This is a genomic window from Actinomadura sp. 21ATH (genome assembly GCF_041951345.1).
GTDB lineage: Bacteria > Actinomycetota > Actinomycetes > Streptosporangiales > Streptosporangiaceae > Spirillospora.
In genome coordinates, this window is record NZ_JBGNUR010000005.1 from 94537 (window position 1) to 111066 (window position 16530).

Sequence of the window (16530 nt, forward strand, 5' to 3'; positions counted from 1 at the left end):
GTCAATTCGACCAGGGACAGGAAGGCACGGGATGGGCACCAGGGACGTGATCCTCGACGCGGCGGCCGCGATGATGGCCGAGCACGGGCTGGCCAACGTGACCACACGGCAGATCGCCCGCGCGGCCGGATTCACCGAGGCGGCCCTCTACAAGCACTTCGCGAACAAGGCCGAGCTGATCGTCGCGGTGATCCGGGAGCGGTCCGCCGGGGCCGGCGAGCTGATGGCGGCCCTCGACCTCGAGCCGGGCACCGGAGACCTCGCCGAGCGGCTCGCCCAGGTGGCGCGCGCCGCGATCGGCTTCTACCGCACCGGGTTCCCGATGCTGGCCTCGATGTTCGCCGACCCCGCCACGTTCGCCGCCCACAAGGACGAGCTGCGCGCCCAGGGAATGGGCCCGCACAAGCTCAACGAGGCGCTGGCCGCCTACCTGCGCGCCGAGCAGCGGCACGGGCGGGTACGCCCCGACGTCGACGCGGACGCGGCCGCCGGGCTGCTCCTGGGAGCCTGCTTTCAGCACGCGTTCCTCGGCCACATGGACTCCCCCGGCCATCGCGACGGTGACGCGGACGCCGCGCCGTTCGTCCACGCCCTCATCGCCGGGCTGGGCTAGCGGCGGCCGTACGCCGGCGGGCGGTCCTCGGGGTGGCCGCGGTACGTCGGGGGCGGTAAGCGCGGACACGCCCGAGAGCGGACGTTCCGGGGCGTTCCCCTCACGGACGCTGGGCCGAGCCAACACGACTCGGCGAACGGAGCGGAACATGAGAGGCAAGGAACCCCCGGCGGCCGGACGGTACGCGCTGCGCCTGTCGGCGGTGGGCGCGGCCGTGGCCGTGACCGCCGTCGCGGTCCCCGTGCCGGCGCAGGCGGAGCCGGCCGGCGGCGGCCCCGCGGTGGTCGCCTGGATCGACCGGAACGCGGTCCCCGTGACCACCGACCCGCATGCGCCGCTCGACGGCCTGGACGCGCTGCGCGGGATCGCCGGAGAGGCCGCGGTGGTGGGACTGGGAGAGTCCACGCACGGGTCCCGGGAGCAGTTCCGGGCCAAGCACCGGATGGCGCGGTACCTCGTGGAGCGGATGGGCTTCCGGACGATCGCGATGGAGCACGACTTCACGCACGGGGTGGAGATCGACCGCTACGTGGCGACGGGCCGCGGCGACCCGCGGGAGATCGTCATGGGCATGGGGTTCCCCTTCTGGATGTGCGAGGAGATCCTCGACATGGTGCGCTGGATGCGCGCGCACAATGTCGCCCATGACCGGCAGGTCCGGTTCCTGGGCACCGACCTCACCCGGCTGCGCGAGCGCGGCTTCGACGAGGTCACCGGCTACGTGCGGCGGGTCGCGCCCGGCCGCCTGGCCGAGCTGGAACGCCTGCTGGACCCGCTCCGGCCCACCCGTGACGACCAGATCAGGTGGTACCAGGAGGACCTGACGGACGGCCAGCGCCGCCGCCTCATCCGCCGTGCCCGCGCGGCGTACGACCTGGTGCGCGCGGCCCCGGCGACGGCACCGCGCACGGCGCGGGAGTACGCCGAGCAGCATGCGAGGACGATCCTGGGCTGGTACGAGTCGTACGCCGAACCGGGCTTCAGCCCGCGCCGCGAGGCGTTCATCGCCGACACCATCCGCTGGTGGCGGGCGGCGATGGGCGGCGGCCGGGTCGTGTACTCGGCGGCGAGCGCGCACACGTCCAAGGCGCCGGCCATCGAGTACCGCTTCCCCGGCGGGGGCTGGCGGGCCACGATGGCGGGCGGTCACCTGCACGACCGCCTGGGCCGGCGGTACGTCTCGATCGGCGCGGTGTTCCGCGAGGGCGTCATCACCTCCGGCTTCGCGCGGGGCCCGGCGCCGTACCCGATCGCCGCCCCGCCGCCCGGCCTGCTGGACGCCATCCTGGGCGAGGCGCGCCGCACCGACTACCTGCTCGACCTCGGCGCCCCCGCGCCGGGCGCGGTCCGGGCCTGGCTGGACGCGCCGGCGGCCGCCCGCATGATCTTCCCCTCGTACGCGGGCGAGGGCGACGGCTCGGACCATGTCATGACCGTGCCCTCCCTGCGCGGGGCGTTCGACGGCCTGGTCCACATCCGCCGGACGAGCCCTAGCAGGCTGCTCGAACGGCACGCAGGATAGGGCGCGTGATCCATTCCATCTCCGTACGGGTCGAGGCGGCGCCCTGCGAGACGGTCACCGCCCGGCCGCGGCCGTCGCTTCGCCCGTACGTCGTGGGCTACGGGGGCTTCCGCACGGGAACGGCGGAGCCCCCGAGCCGCCGGGTCCTGCCGCTGAGCCTGGCCACGCTGATCGTCGACTTCGCCGGGCCCGGCCTGGTCACCGGGCCCCGGAGCACCCCGCTCGTGTGCGAGTCCGGCTGGCGGCACGGGATCGCGATCGGGCTGACGTCGGCGGGGGCGGCCGCGCTCCTCGGCGTGCCGATGCGCGAGCTGGCCGGCGCCGAGGTCCCGCTGGACGCCCTGATCGGCGGCCGCGCGCGGCGGCTTGCGGACCGGGTGGCCGAGGGACCGGATTGGGCCGCCCGGTTCGCCGTCCTGGACGGGGAGCTGGCACGGCTGCTGCCGGCGCGCGCGGACCCGACTCCGGACGGTGCGGTGTCCCGCGCGTGGTGGCGGATCCAGGAATCGGCCGGCCGGCTCCGGATCGAGGAGCTGGCCGGGGAGCTCGGCGTCCCCCGGCGCCGCCTGGAGGCCGGCTTCCAGCGGCGGATCGGGCTGCCGCCCAAGACGGTCGCGCGGATCGCGCGGTTCCAGCACGCCGCGCTCCTGCTGAGCGGGCCGGCGGCGGCGCCCGATCTCGCGGCCGCGTGCGGGTACGCCGACCAGCCGCACCTCACCCGGGACGTCCGGGCGATGAGCGGCCTCACGCCGCTGCGGCTGCGCGCATTCCTTCAATACGACGGGAGGCCGGCGGGCTAGTCTCCCGGGCCATGACGCTCACCGGGAGGACGGCGCTCGTGACGGGCGGCACGCGCGGGATCGGCCGGGCGATCGTACGGCGGCTCGCCCGCGACGGCGCCCGGGTGGTGTTCGGCTTCAAGGAGAGCCGGGCGGCGGCGGACGAGCTGGTCCGGGAACTGGACGGCGCCGTCGCGGTGCGCGCGGACCATGAGGACCCGGCGTGCGTCGAGGCGCTCTTCGAGCCGGTCGGCGACGGCCTCGACATCCTCGTCAACAACGCGGCGGTCAACTCACCCGCGCCGATCGCCGAGGTCACGGCGGCGGAGTTCGACCGGGTGATGACGGTCAACGCCAAGGTGCCGTTCCTGGCGATGCGCCGGGCCGGGGAGGTCCTCCGGGACGGCGGCCGCATCGTCAACATCTCGACGCTCAACACCGCGCTGCCGGTGCCCGGTCTCGCGATGTACTCGGCGAGCAAGGCGGCCCTCGAACGGTTCACCGCCGTCGCGGCGCGCGAGTACGGCGGCCGCGGCATCACGGTCAACACCGTGTCGCCGGGCACGACCGACACCGACCTGCTCCGCGCCACGAACCCGCCCGAGGCGCTGGAGCGGACCGTGGCGTTCACGGCGCTGGGGCGCCTCGGCCGCCCGTCCGACATCGCCGATGTGGTGGCCTTCCTCGCCGGCCCCGACGCCGGCTGGATCACCGGCCAGAACATCCGCGCCACCGGCGGGCTCATCCTCTGAGGTCCTCCTCCGGCGCGCCGCGGGCCCGTGACCGCGTCAGGCGTACGGCGGCGCATGAGGGTCCATGGTGAAGAGGACGGAGTTGATGTAGCGCCCGCCGGGGCGCAGGACCCTGCGGGCGAAGCCGCGGTCCAACTCGTGCACCGCGCTCCGCTGGTGGGCGGCCAGGTCGAATCCGGCCAGCGGGGCCCAGCCGGAGTCCAGCAGCACATGACCGGTGTAGCCCCAGCCGCGCGCGAGGGCGATCACCTCGGGCAGCCGGCCGTGCCGCTCCTCCACCTCGACCAGCAGGGTGGGGCGGTCGCGGCGGACGGTGTCGGCCGCCCCGCGCAGGACGTTCGGCTCGTGGCCCTCGACGTCCAGCTTGATGAAGCGCACGTCGGTGAGCCGCAGGCCGTCCACGGTGACCCGGGGTACCCGGACGGGACGGCCGGCCCCGGCCGTCACCGAGGAGACGCCCGCCAGGGCCCCGGTCTCGGGGATCCACAGGTCGATCTCGCCGCACGCGTCGGACGCGGCGGCCTGCACGACGTCGACCCGCGGGAACGCGCGGCGCAGCAGGCCGGCCAGCCGCGGATCGGCCTCCACGGTCACCACCCGGTCCGCCCTGCCCGCCAGCCGCCGCGTCCACGGCCCGAACCAGCCGCCGACATCGATCGCGGTGCCGCCGGCGGGCACGTAGTCGGAGAGCCGCGCCAGCTCGGGTTCCAGCCGCGGGTAGACGGCCCGCACCAGCCGGCCGACCGGTGCGGCCGGCAGCATGCCGGCCAGCCGCCGGCCCAGGGGCACGCGACCGGGCGCCGCGGCGGGCCGTTCGGCGGCCGGCTCGTGCGCCCCCGTCGCCGGGTCGAGGACGTCGTCGACCATCTTTTCACTCCGTCGGATCCATGGCACCGCGGACGCGTGCGCTGAACGCACGAGTAGATCATGAACGGGGAGGGTCAGAAGCCGATCCAGCGCGTGAGGCCGTCCAGCGGCAGGCGTCCCGAGGGGATGGCGGACCTGCCTCGGGGGGCGGGCGCCGGGTAGCCGAGCGAGATGGCGGTGCGGACCTTCCACGGCGGCCGGACCCCGCACAGCCGGGCGGCCCGCTCGGCGTTGGCGGCGGGGAAGAAGGAGGCCGGGCAGCTTCCGAGGCCGAGGCCGTGGGCGGCGAGCATGAGGCTCTGGGCGACCCGGCCCGCGTCGAACTCGGCGTCCTGGCCGCCCGCCGCGTGGTCCACGGCGAGCACGACGGCCACGGGGGCGGCGGCCAGGTGGGCGGCGTACCCGCCGAGCAGGCTGAGCTCCCGCAGCAGGCTGCGGTCCTGGACGACGACGAACCTCCACGGCTGCCGGTTGCGCGCCGACCCGGTCCAGCGGGCCGCCTCCAGCACCCGCACGATCTCCGCCGCGGGCACCGGCCGGTCGTCGAACCAGCGGGTGGCCCGCAGCGACGACACCGGTGCTCGCAACGGCTCCTCCTCCATCCGCCCGATCCTAGGGACGGCCGGCACCGGCGGGCACGGCCGGGTGGCGCCGCGCGCGCGTCCCAGGTCACGCGGCCGCGTTTGACGCCCGCGTCAGCTAACCGCTATCTAATGGCTAGCCGTTAGCGATGGTCGGACGAATCCGAGGGTGCATTGAACGAGAGCGGCGCCGTGCTGCGGGCCATCGGCCTGTGCAAGAGCCACGGCGAGGGGCAGGGGCTGGTCCGGGCGGTCGACGAGGTCCACCTGGACGTTCCGGAGGGTCGGACGCTGGCGGTGATGGGGCCCAGCGGCTGCGGGAAGTCCACGCTGCTGCACCTGCTGGGCGGCCTGGAACGGCCGACCGCCGGCGAGGTGTGGCTGGCCGGGCAGCGGATCGACCGGCTCGGCGAGCGGGCGCTGGCCCGGCTGCGCCGCCGGACGGTGGGCTTCGTCTTCCAGTCCTTCCATCTGGTGGAGGAGCTGTCCGCGGCGGAGAACGTGGAGCTGCCCGCGCTGCTGGCCGGCCGCTCGGCGCGTGCGGCCAGGCGCCGAGCGGCCTTCCTGCTGGAGCGGATGGGTCTGGCCGACCGCGCCCGGCACCTGCCCGGGGAGCTGTCGGGCGGCCAGCGGCAGCGGGTGGCCGTCGCCCGCGCCCTGACCAACGAGCCGCTGGTGCTGCTGGCCGACGAGCCGACCGGGAACCTGGACACCGCGGCGACGCTCGACGTGCTCCGGCTGTTCGAGGAGTTGCGGGCCGGCGGGCAGACCGTCGTGATGGTCACGCACGACCAGCGGGTCGCGGCCACCGCGGACCGCCTGGTCTCGATGCGCGACGGCGCCTTCGTCGACGACACCTGGCTGGGCGGGCACGGCGCCGGGCGCCTCGCCGGTCTCATCGGCCTGGAGGACTGATCGCCGTGGGCCGCGTACTCCTGGTGTTCCGGCTCGTCCTGGCCGACGTGCGCCGCCACCCCGGCCAGGCCGGGATGCTGCTGGTCGCGATCACCGCCGCCACCGCCGCCCTGGCCCTCGGCCTGTCCCTGTCCGGGGGGACCGAGACGCTCTACCGGCAGACCCGGGACGCCACGGCCGGGCCGGACCTGGTGGTGCTGTCCCCCGGCGCCGACCGGAAGACGCTCGCGGCGCTGGAGTCGCTGCGGCGCGGGCCCGGGGTGGTCGCGCACAGCGGGCCGTACCGCCAGTACTACACCAGGCTCACGGCGCACGGCTCCACGGGCGCCGCGGTGGTGCACGCCACCGGCACGGCGCCGGCCCCGGTCGACCGTCCGCTGGTGACCTCGGGCACCTGGGTGCGCCCCGGCGGCGCGGTGCTCGAACGCGGCTTCGCCGGCGCCGTGGGCGTCGAGGTCGGCGACCGCGTCACCATCGCCGGCCGCTCGATCCCGGTCGTCGGGATCGCCGTGACCGCGGCCCGCGCCGTCTACCCGTGGGGGCTGGGGATCGGGCCGGGCGGCGGGCCGAGCGACGGCGGCGGCGTGGTCTGGCTGGCCGAACGGGACACCCGGGCGCTGGCGGCGGCCGATCTCCCGGTGACCTCGTTCATCAACCTGAAGCTGCGGGATCCGGCCGGGGCCGAAGCGGCGAACCGGCACGCCCCCGCCTGGGCCCCGCTGTTCGAGGGCACCTGGGTGAGCACCAGGACCTGGCAGGACATCGCCGAGCAGGACTTCGTCATGTTCCGCGACACCCAGCCCATCCTGGTCGTCGGCAGCTGGCTGCTCAGCTTCCTGGCCATCGGCGGCGTGGCCACCCTGGCGGCGGGCCGGGCGGTGAAGCAGGCCCGCCGGGCCGGGCTGCTCAAGGCCGTCGGCGCCACTCCCGGCCTCATCGCCGCGGTCCTGCTCGCCGAGTACCTGACCCTGGCGCTGCTCGCCAACGCCTTGGGCCTGGCGGTTGCGCGGCTGGCGACGCCCGCCGTGCTCAACCCCAGCGCGAGCCTGCTCTCCGCCCCCGCCGGCCCGTCCGGCGACACCGTCTTCTTCACGACCGTCGTCGCCGTGGCCGTGGCGCTCCTCACCACCTGCGGCCCGACCGTCCGCGCGGTGCGGACCGCGACCGTCACCGCGCTGGCCGGCACCGCCCGCCGGCCCAGGCGGCGGCCCTGGCTGAACGGGCTGTCGGCGCTGCTGCCGACCTCGCTGCTGCTCGGGCTGCGCCTGATCGCCCGCCGGCCCGGGCGCGCCTTCCTGCACGGATGCAACATCGCGATCACGCTGATGGTGGCGACCGCGCTGCTGACGATCTACGCGCAGCCCGTGAAGGGCTATCCGGGCTCCCCCATGGCGACCGCGGCGCGCATCGCCCAGGAACGGCACATGCTGCTGGCCGTCACCGTGACGGCGCTCGTGCTCGCCCTCGTGAACACCGCCACGATCACCTGGACGACCGCGCTCGAGGCCCGCCCCACGATGGCTGTCGCCCGTACCCTCGGCGCGACCCCGGGCCAGATCACGGCCGGGCTGTCGGCCGCGCAGCTCCTGCCGACCGTGCCCGGCGCGCTCGCGGGCATCCCCCTGGGTGTCCTGCCCTTCAGCGCCGACGAGGTGGGCATGCCCCCGGCGCCGTGGGTGCTCGCCGCCGTGCTGGCGGCCCTGCTGGCGACGGCGGCGCTCACCGCCCTGCCGGCGCGCCTCGCGGCCCGCCGGACCGTGGCCGGGACGCTCGGCGCCGGAGCGTCCTGAGCACGGCCCGGCCGGTGCCGCGTTCCCTCAGGGCGCCGGGTCGAGGATCTCGGCGAACGGGTCGTCCAGGGCGGTGGCGGGCTCGCCGGGACCGAGCAGGCACGAGTCGAGCAGGGCATGGATGCGGTCCCGGTCGAGGCCGGGGCCGGTGAGGACGAGGTGCTGGACGCGGTCGCCGTGGTCGGGCGACCAGTCCAGCGCGGCGGCCAGCCGGCGGGCGGGACGTCCGCCCAGGCGGGTTCGGGGAGCGCGGCCAGCCAGGGGCCGGTGCCCTCGACGCTGTGAGCCGGATGCCGCCGAGGTGGCCGAGGGCCTCGGCGACCGAGCGCGGTTCGACGCAGTCCCACAGGTCCACCACCAGCAGCGGCGCCCGGTTCGCGTACCGGAGCAGCTGCGGGACGAGGTCCTCGCGGACGGTGCAGGTCACGCAGCCGTGCTCCAGCCGGACGAGGGTGCGCTCCACCGTCGAGCCGGCGTCCCGGACGGTGCGCGTCACCAGCCCGCCGGCGATCTCGCGCAGGTCGTGGTGGATCGCCAGGGCGCCGGGGTGCTCGCGCAGCAGCCGGTCGACGGCGGCGGCGCGGGCCGTGCCGTGCAGGCCGGCCACCAGGACGACGGGAACGGACATCGGGGACCCCCTCTGCAAATGAAAACGGTTATCGGTATCATGGCATGTGTCGAGAGGAGAACCGATGGCCCGCAACGAACTCCGGCCGGTGATCAAGCTCAGGTCCACCGCCGGGACCGGCCACACTTACGTGACCCGCAAGAACCGCAGGAACGACCCGGACCGGCTGACCCTGCGCAAGTACGACCCGATCGCCCGCAGGCACGTCGCGTACCGGGAGGAGCGCTGATGCCGGCCCGTTGCCGGCTCACTGGCGCCGGGCCGTCGTCCGAGAGGAAGGTGTCGCACTCGCACCGGCGGACCCCGCGCCGGTGCGACCCCAACATCCAGCGCAAGCGGTACTGGCTGCCGAGCGAGGGCCGGTACGTCCGCCTGCGGCTGTCCGCCCGTGCGATCAAGACGATCGACGAGATCGGCATCGAGGCCGCCGTGGCCCGCGTCCGCGCCCGAGGAGGGAAGGTCTGATGGCCAAGAAGAGCAAGATCGCCGCCAACGAGCGGCGCCGCGCCGTGGTCGCGCGCCACGCGGCCCGCCGCGCGGAGCTCAAGCGCCTGATCCGCAGCCCGCACACCGCCGAGGAGATCCGCGCGGCGGCGATCCGCGAGCTGCGGCGCCAGCCGCGCGACGCCAGCCCGACCAGGGTCCGCAACCGCGACTCCGTCGACGGGCGGCCCCGCGGCCACCTGCGCCGCTTCGGGCTGTCGCGGGTGCGGTTCCGCGAGATGGCCCACCGCGGCGAACTCCCCGGCGTCACCAAGTCGAGCTGGTAGGAGCGGCCCGCCCGGCGTCCGGTGGCGCACGTCACATCGGCGGGCCGTCACACCCGGCGGGCCGGCGGCATCCATTGCCCGTCAGGCGCCGCGCGGACGAGCCGCGCGGCGCACTCTCGGGCAGGAGCCAGATGATGAACGAGCACACCGCGCCGGACCGGAACGTCGCGCTGATCACCGGGGCGAACAAGGGCATCGGCCGGGCGACCGCCGAACGGCTCGCCGAGCTGGGCACGACGGTCCTGATCGGCGCACGGAACCCGCGCCGCGGCGAGGACGCCGCCGCGGCGGTGCGCGCGGCGGGCGGGGACGCGCACGCGGTCACCCTGGACGTCACCGACGCCGCCACCGTCCAGGAGGCCGCCCGGTGGATCCGGGAGCGCTTCGGCCGCCTGGACGTGCTGGTCAACAACGCCGGCATCACCGGCTCCGGGCAGGTCTCCCCCGCCGACGCCCTCGACCAGATCCCGAGCACGGTCGACCTGGACATGGTCCGGGCCGTGTTCGAGACCAACGTCTTCGGGGTGATCGCGGTGACCAACGCCATGCTGCCGCTGCTGCGGCGGTCCGCGGCGCCGCGCATCGTCAACGTCGGCAGCCACGCCGGGTCGCTGGCCCTCACCAGCGACCCGGACGGCCCGTTCGCGGCGCTGCTGCCGTCGGCGGCGTACACGCCGTCGAAGGCCACGCTGAACGCGCTGACCGTCCAGTACGCCAACGAGCTGCGCAAGGACGGCGTCCTCGTCAACGCCGTCGCCCCCGGTTTCGTCGACACCGACAGCAACGACCACACCGGGCACCTCACCCCCGCGCAGGGCGCCGCGGTCGTGGTGCGGCTGGCCACGCTCCCGGCGAACGGCCCGACCGCCGGGTTCTTCGGCGAGGACGGCCCGCTGCCCTGGTAGCGGCCGGGCTCAGCCGGCCGGCGCGCGGGCGGCGGTGATGGTGAACGTCATGACGGCGAGCGTGCCGCCGGCCTCGTCGCGCCGCCGCAGGTCGTCGAGCCATGCCTCGGCCTGGGCGGCCCCCACCAGGCCGAGGCCCGTCGCCGTGGCGAGGCCGAGGTCGATCAGCAGCGGCGCGGCGTCGGCCAGCGCCCTGCCCGTGATCGTGTGGCAGTGCACCGTGACGTCCTCGAAGCCCGCGGCGGCCAGGTCGGCATGGCTGCGGGTGGCGGCGCGGGCGTTGGGGCACGCCTGGACGAGGGCGTCGCCGATGGCGCGGGCGACCTCGGGGTACGCCGAGTCGACGGTCCCCGAGTCGCAGATCGGGTCGATCAGCACGATGGCCCCGCCGGGTGCCAGCACCCGGCGGGCCTCCGCCAGGGCGGCGGCCGGGTCGGGCAGGTGCAGGTAGAGGCGCTCGGCCCGGTACCAGTCCAGGGAGTGGTCCTCGAAGGGCAGGTCCTCCGCGCCGGCCTCCAGGAACGGCAGGTGCGGGTGGCGGTGACGGGCCGCCGCGAGCATCAGGCCGCTGAAGTCCACGCCGGTGGCCTGCAGGCCCTGGTCGCGCAGTTCGGCGACCGCCCGCCCGGCCCCGCAGCCGACGTCGACGCCCCTGGGGGGCGTGGCGGCCGCCGTGGGGCGCGTCATGTCGCCGATGAGCGCGTGGGCGCGCTCGCGGAGCCCGGCCATGATGGGACTGCATTCGAGGCGGTCGAGGAAGGCGAGGGCGGAGTCGGCGTCGGCGGTCGTGTCGTCACCCTGGAACTGCGCGAGGACTTCGGTCACGTCTCGTTTCCCATCGTGTGCGCGTTACGGCCGGTGAGGTCTGATGGCGATACGCACAGTAGTGACTCGCTACTTTGAGCAAGAGTGCTCGCGCGGCGGCAGCGGGCTGGCCGGACGGGGAGGCAACCGTGGCCGGCGCGAGACCGCGACCCGCCCACCACAGGAATCTCACCCTCGCGCCGCTAACTCACGGTGCGCTAGTCACTACTCTTGGTGGCGGCCAGTGCCGGCGGCAGAACGCGGAGGTTCCCCCTTGAGTTCTTACGACCTCTACTCGACCCCCGTTTCGACGGACACCTGGAACGTCTCGATGAGCGGGGACACCCGCTTCACCTGGGAGTACGACGGCGGGCGCGACCGGCTGCTGAGCCTGTACCAGAAGGGCAAGGACAAGCAGTGGGACGCCCAGAAGCGCATCGACTGGGACCTGGAGGTCGACCCCGACAACGTCGCCCAGCTCCCCGAGCAGCTCAGTCCCCTCTTCGGCTCCGACATCTGGGAGAAGATGACCCAGAAGGAACGCGACGAGTTCTGGCGACATCAGGGGTCATGGATGTTCAGCCAGTTCCTGCACGGCGAGCAGGGCGCGCTGAACGTGTCGGCGCGGATCGTGCAGTCCGTCCCCGACCTGGACTCCAAGTTCTACGCCGCCACCCAGGCCATGGACGAGGCGCGCCACGTCGAGCTGTACACCAGGTTCGTGCACGAGAAGATCGGGATGTACTACCCGATCAACCAGGACCTGGCCAAGCTGCTGGCCGAGTCGCTGGAGGACTCCCGCTGGGACCTGCCCTACCTCGGCATGCAGGTCCTCATCGAAGGGCTGGCGCTGGCCGCGTTCGGGCTCTACCGCGACATCTCGCAGAACGCGCTGGTCAAGCAGCTCCTCGCGTACGTCATGCAGGACGAGGCCCGGCACGTCGCCTTCGGCCGGCTCGCGCTCAAGGACTACTACGCCGAACTCACCACCAGGGAACGCGCCGAACGCGAGGAGTTCGTCGTCGAGGGCTGCCACCTCCTGCGCGACCGGTTCCAGGGCCGCGAGATCTTCGAACGGCTCGGGCTGCCGGTCGGGCAGTGCCTGGAGTACGTCGAGCACTCCGAACCGTTCCGGCTCTACCAGTCGATGCTCTTCAGCCGCATCGTCCCCTGCGTGCGCGACATCGGGCTGTGGGGGGAGAAGGTGCAGGCCGCGTACGCCGACATGGGCGTGCTCGACAACGCCAAGTCCGATCTGGAGGTCCTGATGCGCCAGGACGAGGAGATCGCGGAGAAGGCCGACGAGGAGCGGTACGAGCGGGAACTGGCCACGCGCAGGCACGAGGTCGACGAGGCCATCGCGCTCGGCGGCGCGCCCGAGTGACGTCCCGGAGGCCCATCGCCGCTCCCGGCGCACCGTGCCCGGACGGCCCCGCCAGCACCCCATCCGATCGGAGGCTCACGTGGCGCGCAGGATCATCAGCATGCTGGGACGGCAGAACGCCGTGGCGGCGCTCCTCAGGAACGGCGGCACGGCGGCGGCCCCGCGCCGCTCCCACTCCCGTTCCCGTTCCGGCGCCGCGGCCGGCCCGCCGCCCTCATCCGCCGAGCGCGGCGGGCGCCCCCTGTCCCCGCTGGACATGGTCTTCTGGTCGCTGGCCGCGCCGCCGGCTCCGGACCCGATGACGTTCGGGTTCTGGGCGCGGATCGAGGGGAGCCCGCCGGCGCTCAAGGAGTTCGCCGGCACGGTCCGCAGGCGGCTGGCGCCGCTGGAGATCCTGCGCTACTCGCTGGCGCCGTCCAGCGGCCGCCCGCAGTGGATCGCCCTGCCGGGATTCGATCCCGCGGCGCACGTGTCCGCCCGCGTCGCCGCCGCCGGGGAGGCCGGGCTCCGGGCACGGCTCGCGGAGCTGCTCGCGCAGAACCTTCCCCTGTCCGGGCGGCCGCCCTGGCGGATCGACCTCGTCGAGGGTTACAGCGAGGACGAGTTCACCGTCCTGGTACGCACCCATCACGCGCTCATGGACGGGGTCTCGAACGCCCACGTCCTCCAGCGGCTGCTCGATCGCGACGGTGCGCAGCCGCTCCCGGAGTGTGGCGCGGCGCCCACGCTGCGCGAAGTCACGCGTAGGGAGCGGCTCGCCGTCACCGGCGCGTCACTGCCCTCCATCGGCAGGTCGTCGCTCACCGGTCCCCCGGGCCAGGGCCGCCACCTGGCCTGGGCGACGCTCCCCCGGGCCGCGATGGAACGGGCCCGGACCGGAGGCGCCACGCTCAACGACGTCTACCTGGCGCTCGTCGCCGGCGCGCTGTCCAGGACGCTGGGCCCGGACGCGGCGCGCGCCGTCCGGCACATCTCCGTGCCCAGCGACGTGCGGGCACCCGGCGGCCTCCTCCAGCTCGGCAACGGGGCCTCGCCGTTCCGGATCGAGCCGCCGCTGGGACGGCACCGCCTCGGCGAGCGGATCCAGGCGGTGCGCGAACGCACCGCCCGCGCCAAGCACGGCGATCTCGCCGCGGCGGTGGCGGCGAACGGCGCCTCGGCCGCCGCCCGCGGCAGGCGGGTCCAGGCACCGGCGGCGCGGTACATGACGGGCGGCGCCTACGCCGACGTGATCTGCTCCAACACCCCGATCCCGCCGGGCGCGCACACCTGGCACGGCCGCGCGGTGCTCGGGATCTACGGCACCACCCTGGTGTCCCCGTCCACCGGCCTGGGGATCATGCTCCACGGCCACGGCGAGGACGTCACGATCTCCGTCTACGCGGACTCCCGCCAGGCCCGGTTCGCCGACCGCCTCGCCGACGCCATCACGGAGGAGGCGGCCTCGCTGCCCTGAGACCGCCGCCACCGGATCGCACCGGCGGGACACGATGGCGAACCCTCAAGAGACATTACTCTCCGCACATCCAGGGCTACAGAGAGCACGCAGGGGGTAAGTACGAGAGACCAGCGCTCAATGCCCAAGCCCCAGCTCATGACCGCAGGCAAGCCTGAACGCCTCCGGCCGGGACCCGCGGACGCGAGATCCCCTGCCGCGAGCGGTCGGCCCCGACCCCGAAGCGAAACACCCACGGAAAGGAACGCAGTGAAGAAGATACTCGCCCCCGGCCTCGCCCTCTCGGCGCTCGTCGCGACCGTCCTCCTGGGCGGCGCGCCCGCGCACGCCGCCGCGCCCGCGGCGGCGCCCTCCGCCCCCGTCACCGCCGACTGGTACGACCGCGACGAGGACGGCTTCTGGGACTGGTGGGAGAAGTTCTGGTTCGGCGACGATGACGACGACGACTGGTTCGACCGGTAACCGTCCCGCACCGAGGCGCTGGCGCGGTGCGGGCCCGCGACCGGCGGTCCCCACCGCGCCGGCGCCTCAACCGGCCCTGTAGGCGGCCTTGAGCGGTTCGGCGGACTCCGCCGGGAGGTGGCGGACGGCCTCGCGGAGGGTCACGCCGGAGATCCGGGACGTGCGCGGGGCCACCCAGGAGGCGACCCAGGCCGGGTCCTTCTTGGAGTGCTCCCGCAGCACCCACCCCAGGGCCTTGCGGATGAAGAACTCGGACTCCCCCAGCAGGGCGTCGCCGTAGCGGGCGAGGCGGTCCAGGTCCGGGCTTCCTGTACGGACGCCCGGGAGCAGCGCCAGCAGCGCCGAGCGCCGGATCCACAGGTACGGATCGGCGACCCATCCGTCGAGCGTCGCGGCGAGCGGCGGGAACCGCAGGACCAGCCGGCCGGCGACCTTCTCGGCGAGGCCGTCCACGTAGACCCAGCTCGCGGAGTCGCGGATCAGGCGTTCGGCGACGGCCAGGTCGGCGGGTTCCAGGAGCGGGGTGCCGCGAACGAGCACCTCGATCGCCGCCATGCGGGTCTCGTGGACGCGGCGGCCGTCCTCGGTCACGGCCCAGAGCGCGCCCGCGAGCGCGAGCACCTCGTCGCGGGTGCGGGCCGCCGAGCGGGCCGTCCTGCGCACGGCCGGGACCGGCACGCCGTAGTGGAGCAGGCCGCTCCTGAGGTAGCGCTGCTCGTACTCCGCGCGTTCCGCGTCGCCCTGGTCGCGCAGCGCCGCGCGGATCCGGGCCGTCTCGCCGGCGACGTCCATGGGGGCAGCGTACCTACCGCCAGAGGTCCATGACGGACGGCGAACATCCTGTAACCCACGGTAACCCTTACTCGGAGCGGCAGCGGAAACGCAAGAAGGGGACAGGCAGTTCTCAACGCGACGAGAGAGGACCCATGCTGGACGGCGTCGACGTCTCCTCCCACAACCCGGAGTACGAGGCCAAGGGCCTGGACTTCGTCTTCATCAAGGCCACCGAGGGCACCTCGTACACCAACCCCCGCCGCGACGAGCAGGCCAAGACCGCCCGCAGGGCCCGCTGCGTGGTCGGCTTCTACCACTTCCTCAAGCCCGGCCGCGGGCTGCGGCCGGCCCGCATCACCGCCCAGGCGAAGCACTTCGTCAAGCACTGCCAGGCCCGGGACGGCGACATCCTGGCGCTGGACTGGGAGACCGATCCCCAGGGCCGGCGCGCCACCAGCGCGCAGAAGGACAAGTTCCTCCGCAAGGTGAAGGAGCTGCGCCCGGAGCACCGCATCGTCCTGTACTGCAACCGCGACCTGTGGACCGACCCCGGCACCGGCGACCACACCGGCGACGGCCTCTGGATCGCCGACTACCGGAAGGCCGGCGAACCGCGCGTCAAGGACGACGACTGGCTCTTCCACCAGTACACCTCCACCCCCCTCGACAAGAACGTGGGCCGCTTCCCCAGCCGCGCCGCGCTGAAGCGATGGGCGACGTTCCAGAGCGACGGCGAGTGACCGCGCGCCGCCGTGCGGCGGCGCTCCCCGGGCCGGCGGGGAGCGCCGCCCGGGGTCAGGCGGTGCGGCCCGCCTTGAGGGCGGCCGCGGTGTCGACGGCGCGCCGCGCCTGGTGGCGGGCGGCCTCCAGGGAGACGTCCCCGGGCGCTCCGCTACCGGCCACGTGCGAGGCGCCGTAGGGGTTGCCCGATTTGAACTGGACGGGGTCGGTGTAGCCGGGGGGCACGATGACGCCGCCCCAGTGGTAGAACGTGTTCCCGAGCGCGAGAACGGTGGACTCCTGCCCGCCGTGGGCGGTGTTGCTGGCGGTGAAGGCCGAGTACACCTTGCCCGCGAGCCGGCCCTGGAACCACAGGGCACCGGTGGTCTCGATGAACGCCCTGAGCTGGCTGGCCGGGTTGCCGAAGCGGGTCGGCGTACCGAACAGCACCACGTCGGCCCAGGCCAGGTCGTCGAGCGTGGCCTCCGGAACGCCGGCGGTGTCCCGGAGGTGCCGGGCCCAGTCCGGATCGGCCTCGACCGCCTCCGGCGGTGCCGTCTCGGCGACCTTCCGCAGCCGCACGTCGGCGCCCGCCTTCTCCGCGCCCTCGGCGGCGGCTCTCGCCAGCGCGTGCACGGTGCCGGTGGCGCTGTAGTAGATGATCGTTGTGGTCACGGGTTCCATGTCGGGTTCCTTGTCCGCGGGCCGGGTGCCCGTCTCGGAAGTACGACGGCGCGGCCCGCCGGAATGTGAGGTGAGCGCGCCGGCCTCACATTCCGGGCGGCCGTCTCGTCGTACCGGTGAGGGC

General features: G+C 74.5%; 21 protein-coding genes. 15 read left to right on the plus strand and 6 right to left on the minus strand.

Annotated elements, in window-relative coordinates:
• Positions 1-31: 31 nt before the first annotated feature.
• The 4 genes from ACA361_RS17575 to ACA361_RS17590 all read left to right on the plus strand — a co-directional run bounded on the left by ACA361_RS17575 (position 32) and on the right by ACA361_RS17590 (position 3666).
• Positions 32-613 (plus strand): TetR/AcrR family transcriptional regulator, encoded by a 582-nt coding sequence (locus ACA361_RS17575; protein ID WP_375013068.1) that lies wholly within the window; start codon positions 32-34, stop codon positions 611-613.
• A gap of 148 nt (positions 614-761) precedes the next feature.
• Positions 762-2135 carry an erythromycin esterase family protein gene (locus ACA361_RS17580; protein WP_375013069.1) on the plus strand — a complete coding sequence of 458 codons (1374 nt, stop codon included), beginning with the start codon at positions 762-764 and terminating at the stop codon, positions 2133-2135.
• A 5-nt stretch (positions 2136-2140) separates the two neighbouring features.
• The gene (locus ACA361_RS17585; RefSeq protein WP_375013070.1) at positions 2141-2935 is read left to right on the plus strand and encodes a helix-turn-helix domain-containing protein; all 795 of its coding nucleotides are present in this window, start codon (positions 2141-2143) and stop codon (positions 2933-2935) included.
• 11 nt (positions 2936-2946) lie between these two features.
• Positions 2947-3666, plus strand: coding sequence for an SDR family oxidoreductase (locus ACA361_RS17590; RefSeq protein WP_375013071.1), 720 nt, complete (start codon positions 2947-2949; stop codon positions 3664-3666).
• Between the two features lie 36 nt (positions 3667-3702).
• Here ACA361_RS17590 and ACA361_RS17595 read toward each other — a convergent pair whose 3' ends face one another.
• Positions 3703-4533: an FkbM family methyltransferase gene (locus ACA361_RS17595; RefSeq protein ID WP_375013072.1), complete on the minus strand. Its 831-nt coding sequence runs from the start codon at positions 4531-4533 to the stop codon at positions 3703-3705.
• A gap of 74 nt (positions 4534-4607) precedes the next feature.
• Positions 4608-5135 (minus strand): nitroreductase family protein, encoded by a 528-nt coding sequence (locus ACA361_RS17600; RefSeq protein WP_375013073.1) that lies wholly within the window; start codon positions 5133-5135, stop codon positions 4608-4610.
• Between the two features lie 153 nt (positions 5136-5288).
• On the opposite strand from ACA361_RS17600, the gene ACA361_RS17605 reads away from it, so the two are divergent.
• On the plus strand, positions 5289-6029 hold the full coding sequence (locus tag ACA361_RS17605; protein ID WP_375013074.1) for an ABC transporter ATP-binding protein: 741 nt from the start codon (positions 5289-5291) through the stop codon (positions 6027-6029).
• A 5-nt stretch (positions 6030-6034) separates the two neighbouring features.
• Positions 6035-7819: an FtsX-like permease family protein gene (locus tag ACA361_RS17610; protein ID WP_375013075.1), complete on the plus strand. Its 1785-nt coding sequence runs from the start codon at positions 6035-6037 to the stop codon at positions 7817-7819.
• 27 nt (positions 7820-7846) lie between these two features.
• On the opposite strand, the gene ACA361_RS17615 is transcribed toward ACA361_RS17610, so the two are convergent.
• Positions 7847-8017 carry a GTP-binding protein gene (locus ACA361_RS17615; RefSeq protein ID WP_375013556.1) on the minus strand — a complete coding sequence of 57 codons (171 nt, stop codon included), beginning with the start codon at positions 8015-8017 and terminating at the stop codon, positions 7847-7849.
• Between ACA361_RS17615 and ACA361_RS17620 the strand changes: the two genes are divergently transcribed.
• From ACA361_RS17620 to ACA361_RS17640, 5 genes are all read left to right on the plus strand, one after another.
• The gene (locus ACA361_RS17620) at positions 7937-8104 is read left to right on the plus strand and encodes a hypothetical protein (RefSeq protein ID WP_375013076.1); all 168 of its coding nucleotides are present in this window, start codon (positions 7937-7939) and stop codon (positions 8102-8104) included. The genes ACA361_RS17615 and ACA361_RS17620 overlap by 81 nt on opposite strands.
• Positions 8105-8511: 407 nt before the next feature.
• Positions 8512-8676 (plus strand): 50S ribosomal protein L33, encoded by a 165-nt coding sequence (gene rpmG, locus ACA361_RS17625; protein WP_375013077.1) that lies wholly within the window; start codon positions 8512-8514, stop codon positions 8674-8676.
• Complete coding sequence (gene rpmB / locus ACA361_RS17630; RefSeq protein WP_375013078.1) at positions 8676-8912, plus strand: 50S ribosomal protein L28; 237 nt, start codon at positions 8676-8678, stop codon at positions 8910-8912. Before rpmG ends, rpmB begins: the two co-directional genes overlap by 1 nt.
• Entirely contained in the window at positions 8912-9217 is a 306-nt protein-coding gene (gene rpsN / locus ACA361_RS17635; RefSeq protein WP_375013079.1) for a 30S ribosomal protein S14, read from the plus strand. Before rpmB ends, rpsN begins: the two co-directional genes overlap by 1 nt.
• A 131-nt stretch (positions 9218-9348) precedes the next feature.
• Positions 9349-10122, plus strand: coding sequence for an SDR family NAD(P)-dependent oxidoreductase (locus tag ACA361_RS17640; protein WP_375013080.1), 774 nt, complete (start codon positions 9349-9351; stop codon positions 10120-10122).
• 9 nt (positions 10123-10131) lie between these two features.
• Here the strand turns inward: ACA361_RS17640 and ACA361_RS17645 are convergent, their stop codons facing one another.
• A complete protein-coding gene (locus tag ACA361_RS17645; protein ID WP_375013081.1) occupies positions 10132-10947 on the minus strand; it encodes a methyltransferase domain-containing protein in 816 nt (271 codons plus the stop codon).
• 253 nt (positions 10948-11200) lie between these two features.
• Between ACA361_RS17645 and ACA361_RS17650 the strand changes: the two genes are divergently transcribed.
• The 3 genes from ACA361_RS17650 (at position 11201) to ACA361_RS17660 (ending at position 14228) form a co-directional block, all read left to right on the plus strand.
• The gene (locus ACA361_RS17650; protein ID WP_375013082.1) at positions 11201-12310 is read left to right on the plus strand and encodes a ferritin-like domain-containing protein; all 1110 of its coding nucleotides are present in this window, start codon (positions 11201-11203) and stop codon (positions 12308-12310) included.
• 79 nt (positions 12311-12389) lie between these two features.
• Positions 12390-13766 (plus strand): wax ester/triacylglycerol synthase domain-containing protein, encoded by a 1377-nt coding sequence (locus tag ACA361_RS17655; RefSeq protein ID WP_375013083.1) that lies wholly within the window; start codon positions 12390-12392, stop codon positions 13764-13766.
• A gap of 249 nt (positions 13767-14015) precedes the next feature.
• Positions 14016-14228 (plus strand): hypothetical protein, encoded by a 213-nt coding sequence (locus tag ACA361_RS17660; protein WP_375013084.1) that lies wholly within the window; start codon positions 14016-14018, stop codon positions 14226-14228.
• A gap of 66 nt (positions 14229-14294) precedes the next feature.
• Here ACA361_RS17660 and ACA361_RS17665 read toward each other — a convergent pair whose 3' ends face one another.
• On the minus strand, positions 14295-15020 hold the full coding sequence (locus ACA361_RS17665) for a DNA alkylation repair protein (RefSeq protein WP_375013085.1): 726 nt from the start codon (positions 15018-15020) through the stop codon (positions 14295-14297).
• Between the two features lie 134 nt (positions 15021-15154).
• On the opposite strand from ACA361_RS17665, the gene ACA361_RS17670 reads away from it, so the two are divergent.
• A complete protein-coding gene (locus tag ACA361_RS17670; RefSeq protein ID WP_375013086.1) occupies positions 15155-15742 on the plus strand; it encodes a glycoside hydrolase family 25 protein in 588 nt (195 codons plus the stop codon).
• A gap of 55 nt (positions 15743-15797) precedes the next feature.
• On the opposite strand, the gene wrbA is transcribed toward ACA361_RS17670, so the two are convergent.
• A complete protein-coding gene (gene wrbA / locus ACA361_RS17675) occupies positions 15798-16406 on the minus strand; it encodes an NAD(P)H:quinone oxidoreductase (RefSeq protein WP_375013087.1) in 609 nt (202 codons plus the stop codon).
• Positions 16407-16530: the final 124 nt, after the last annotated feature.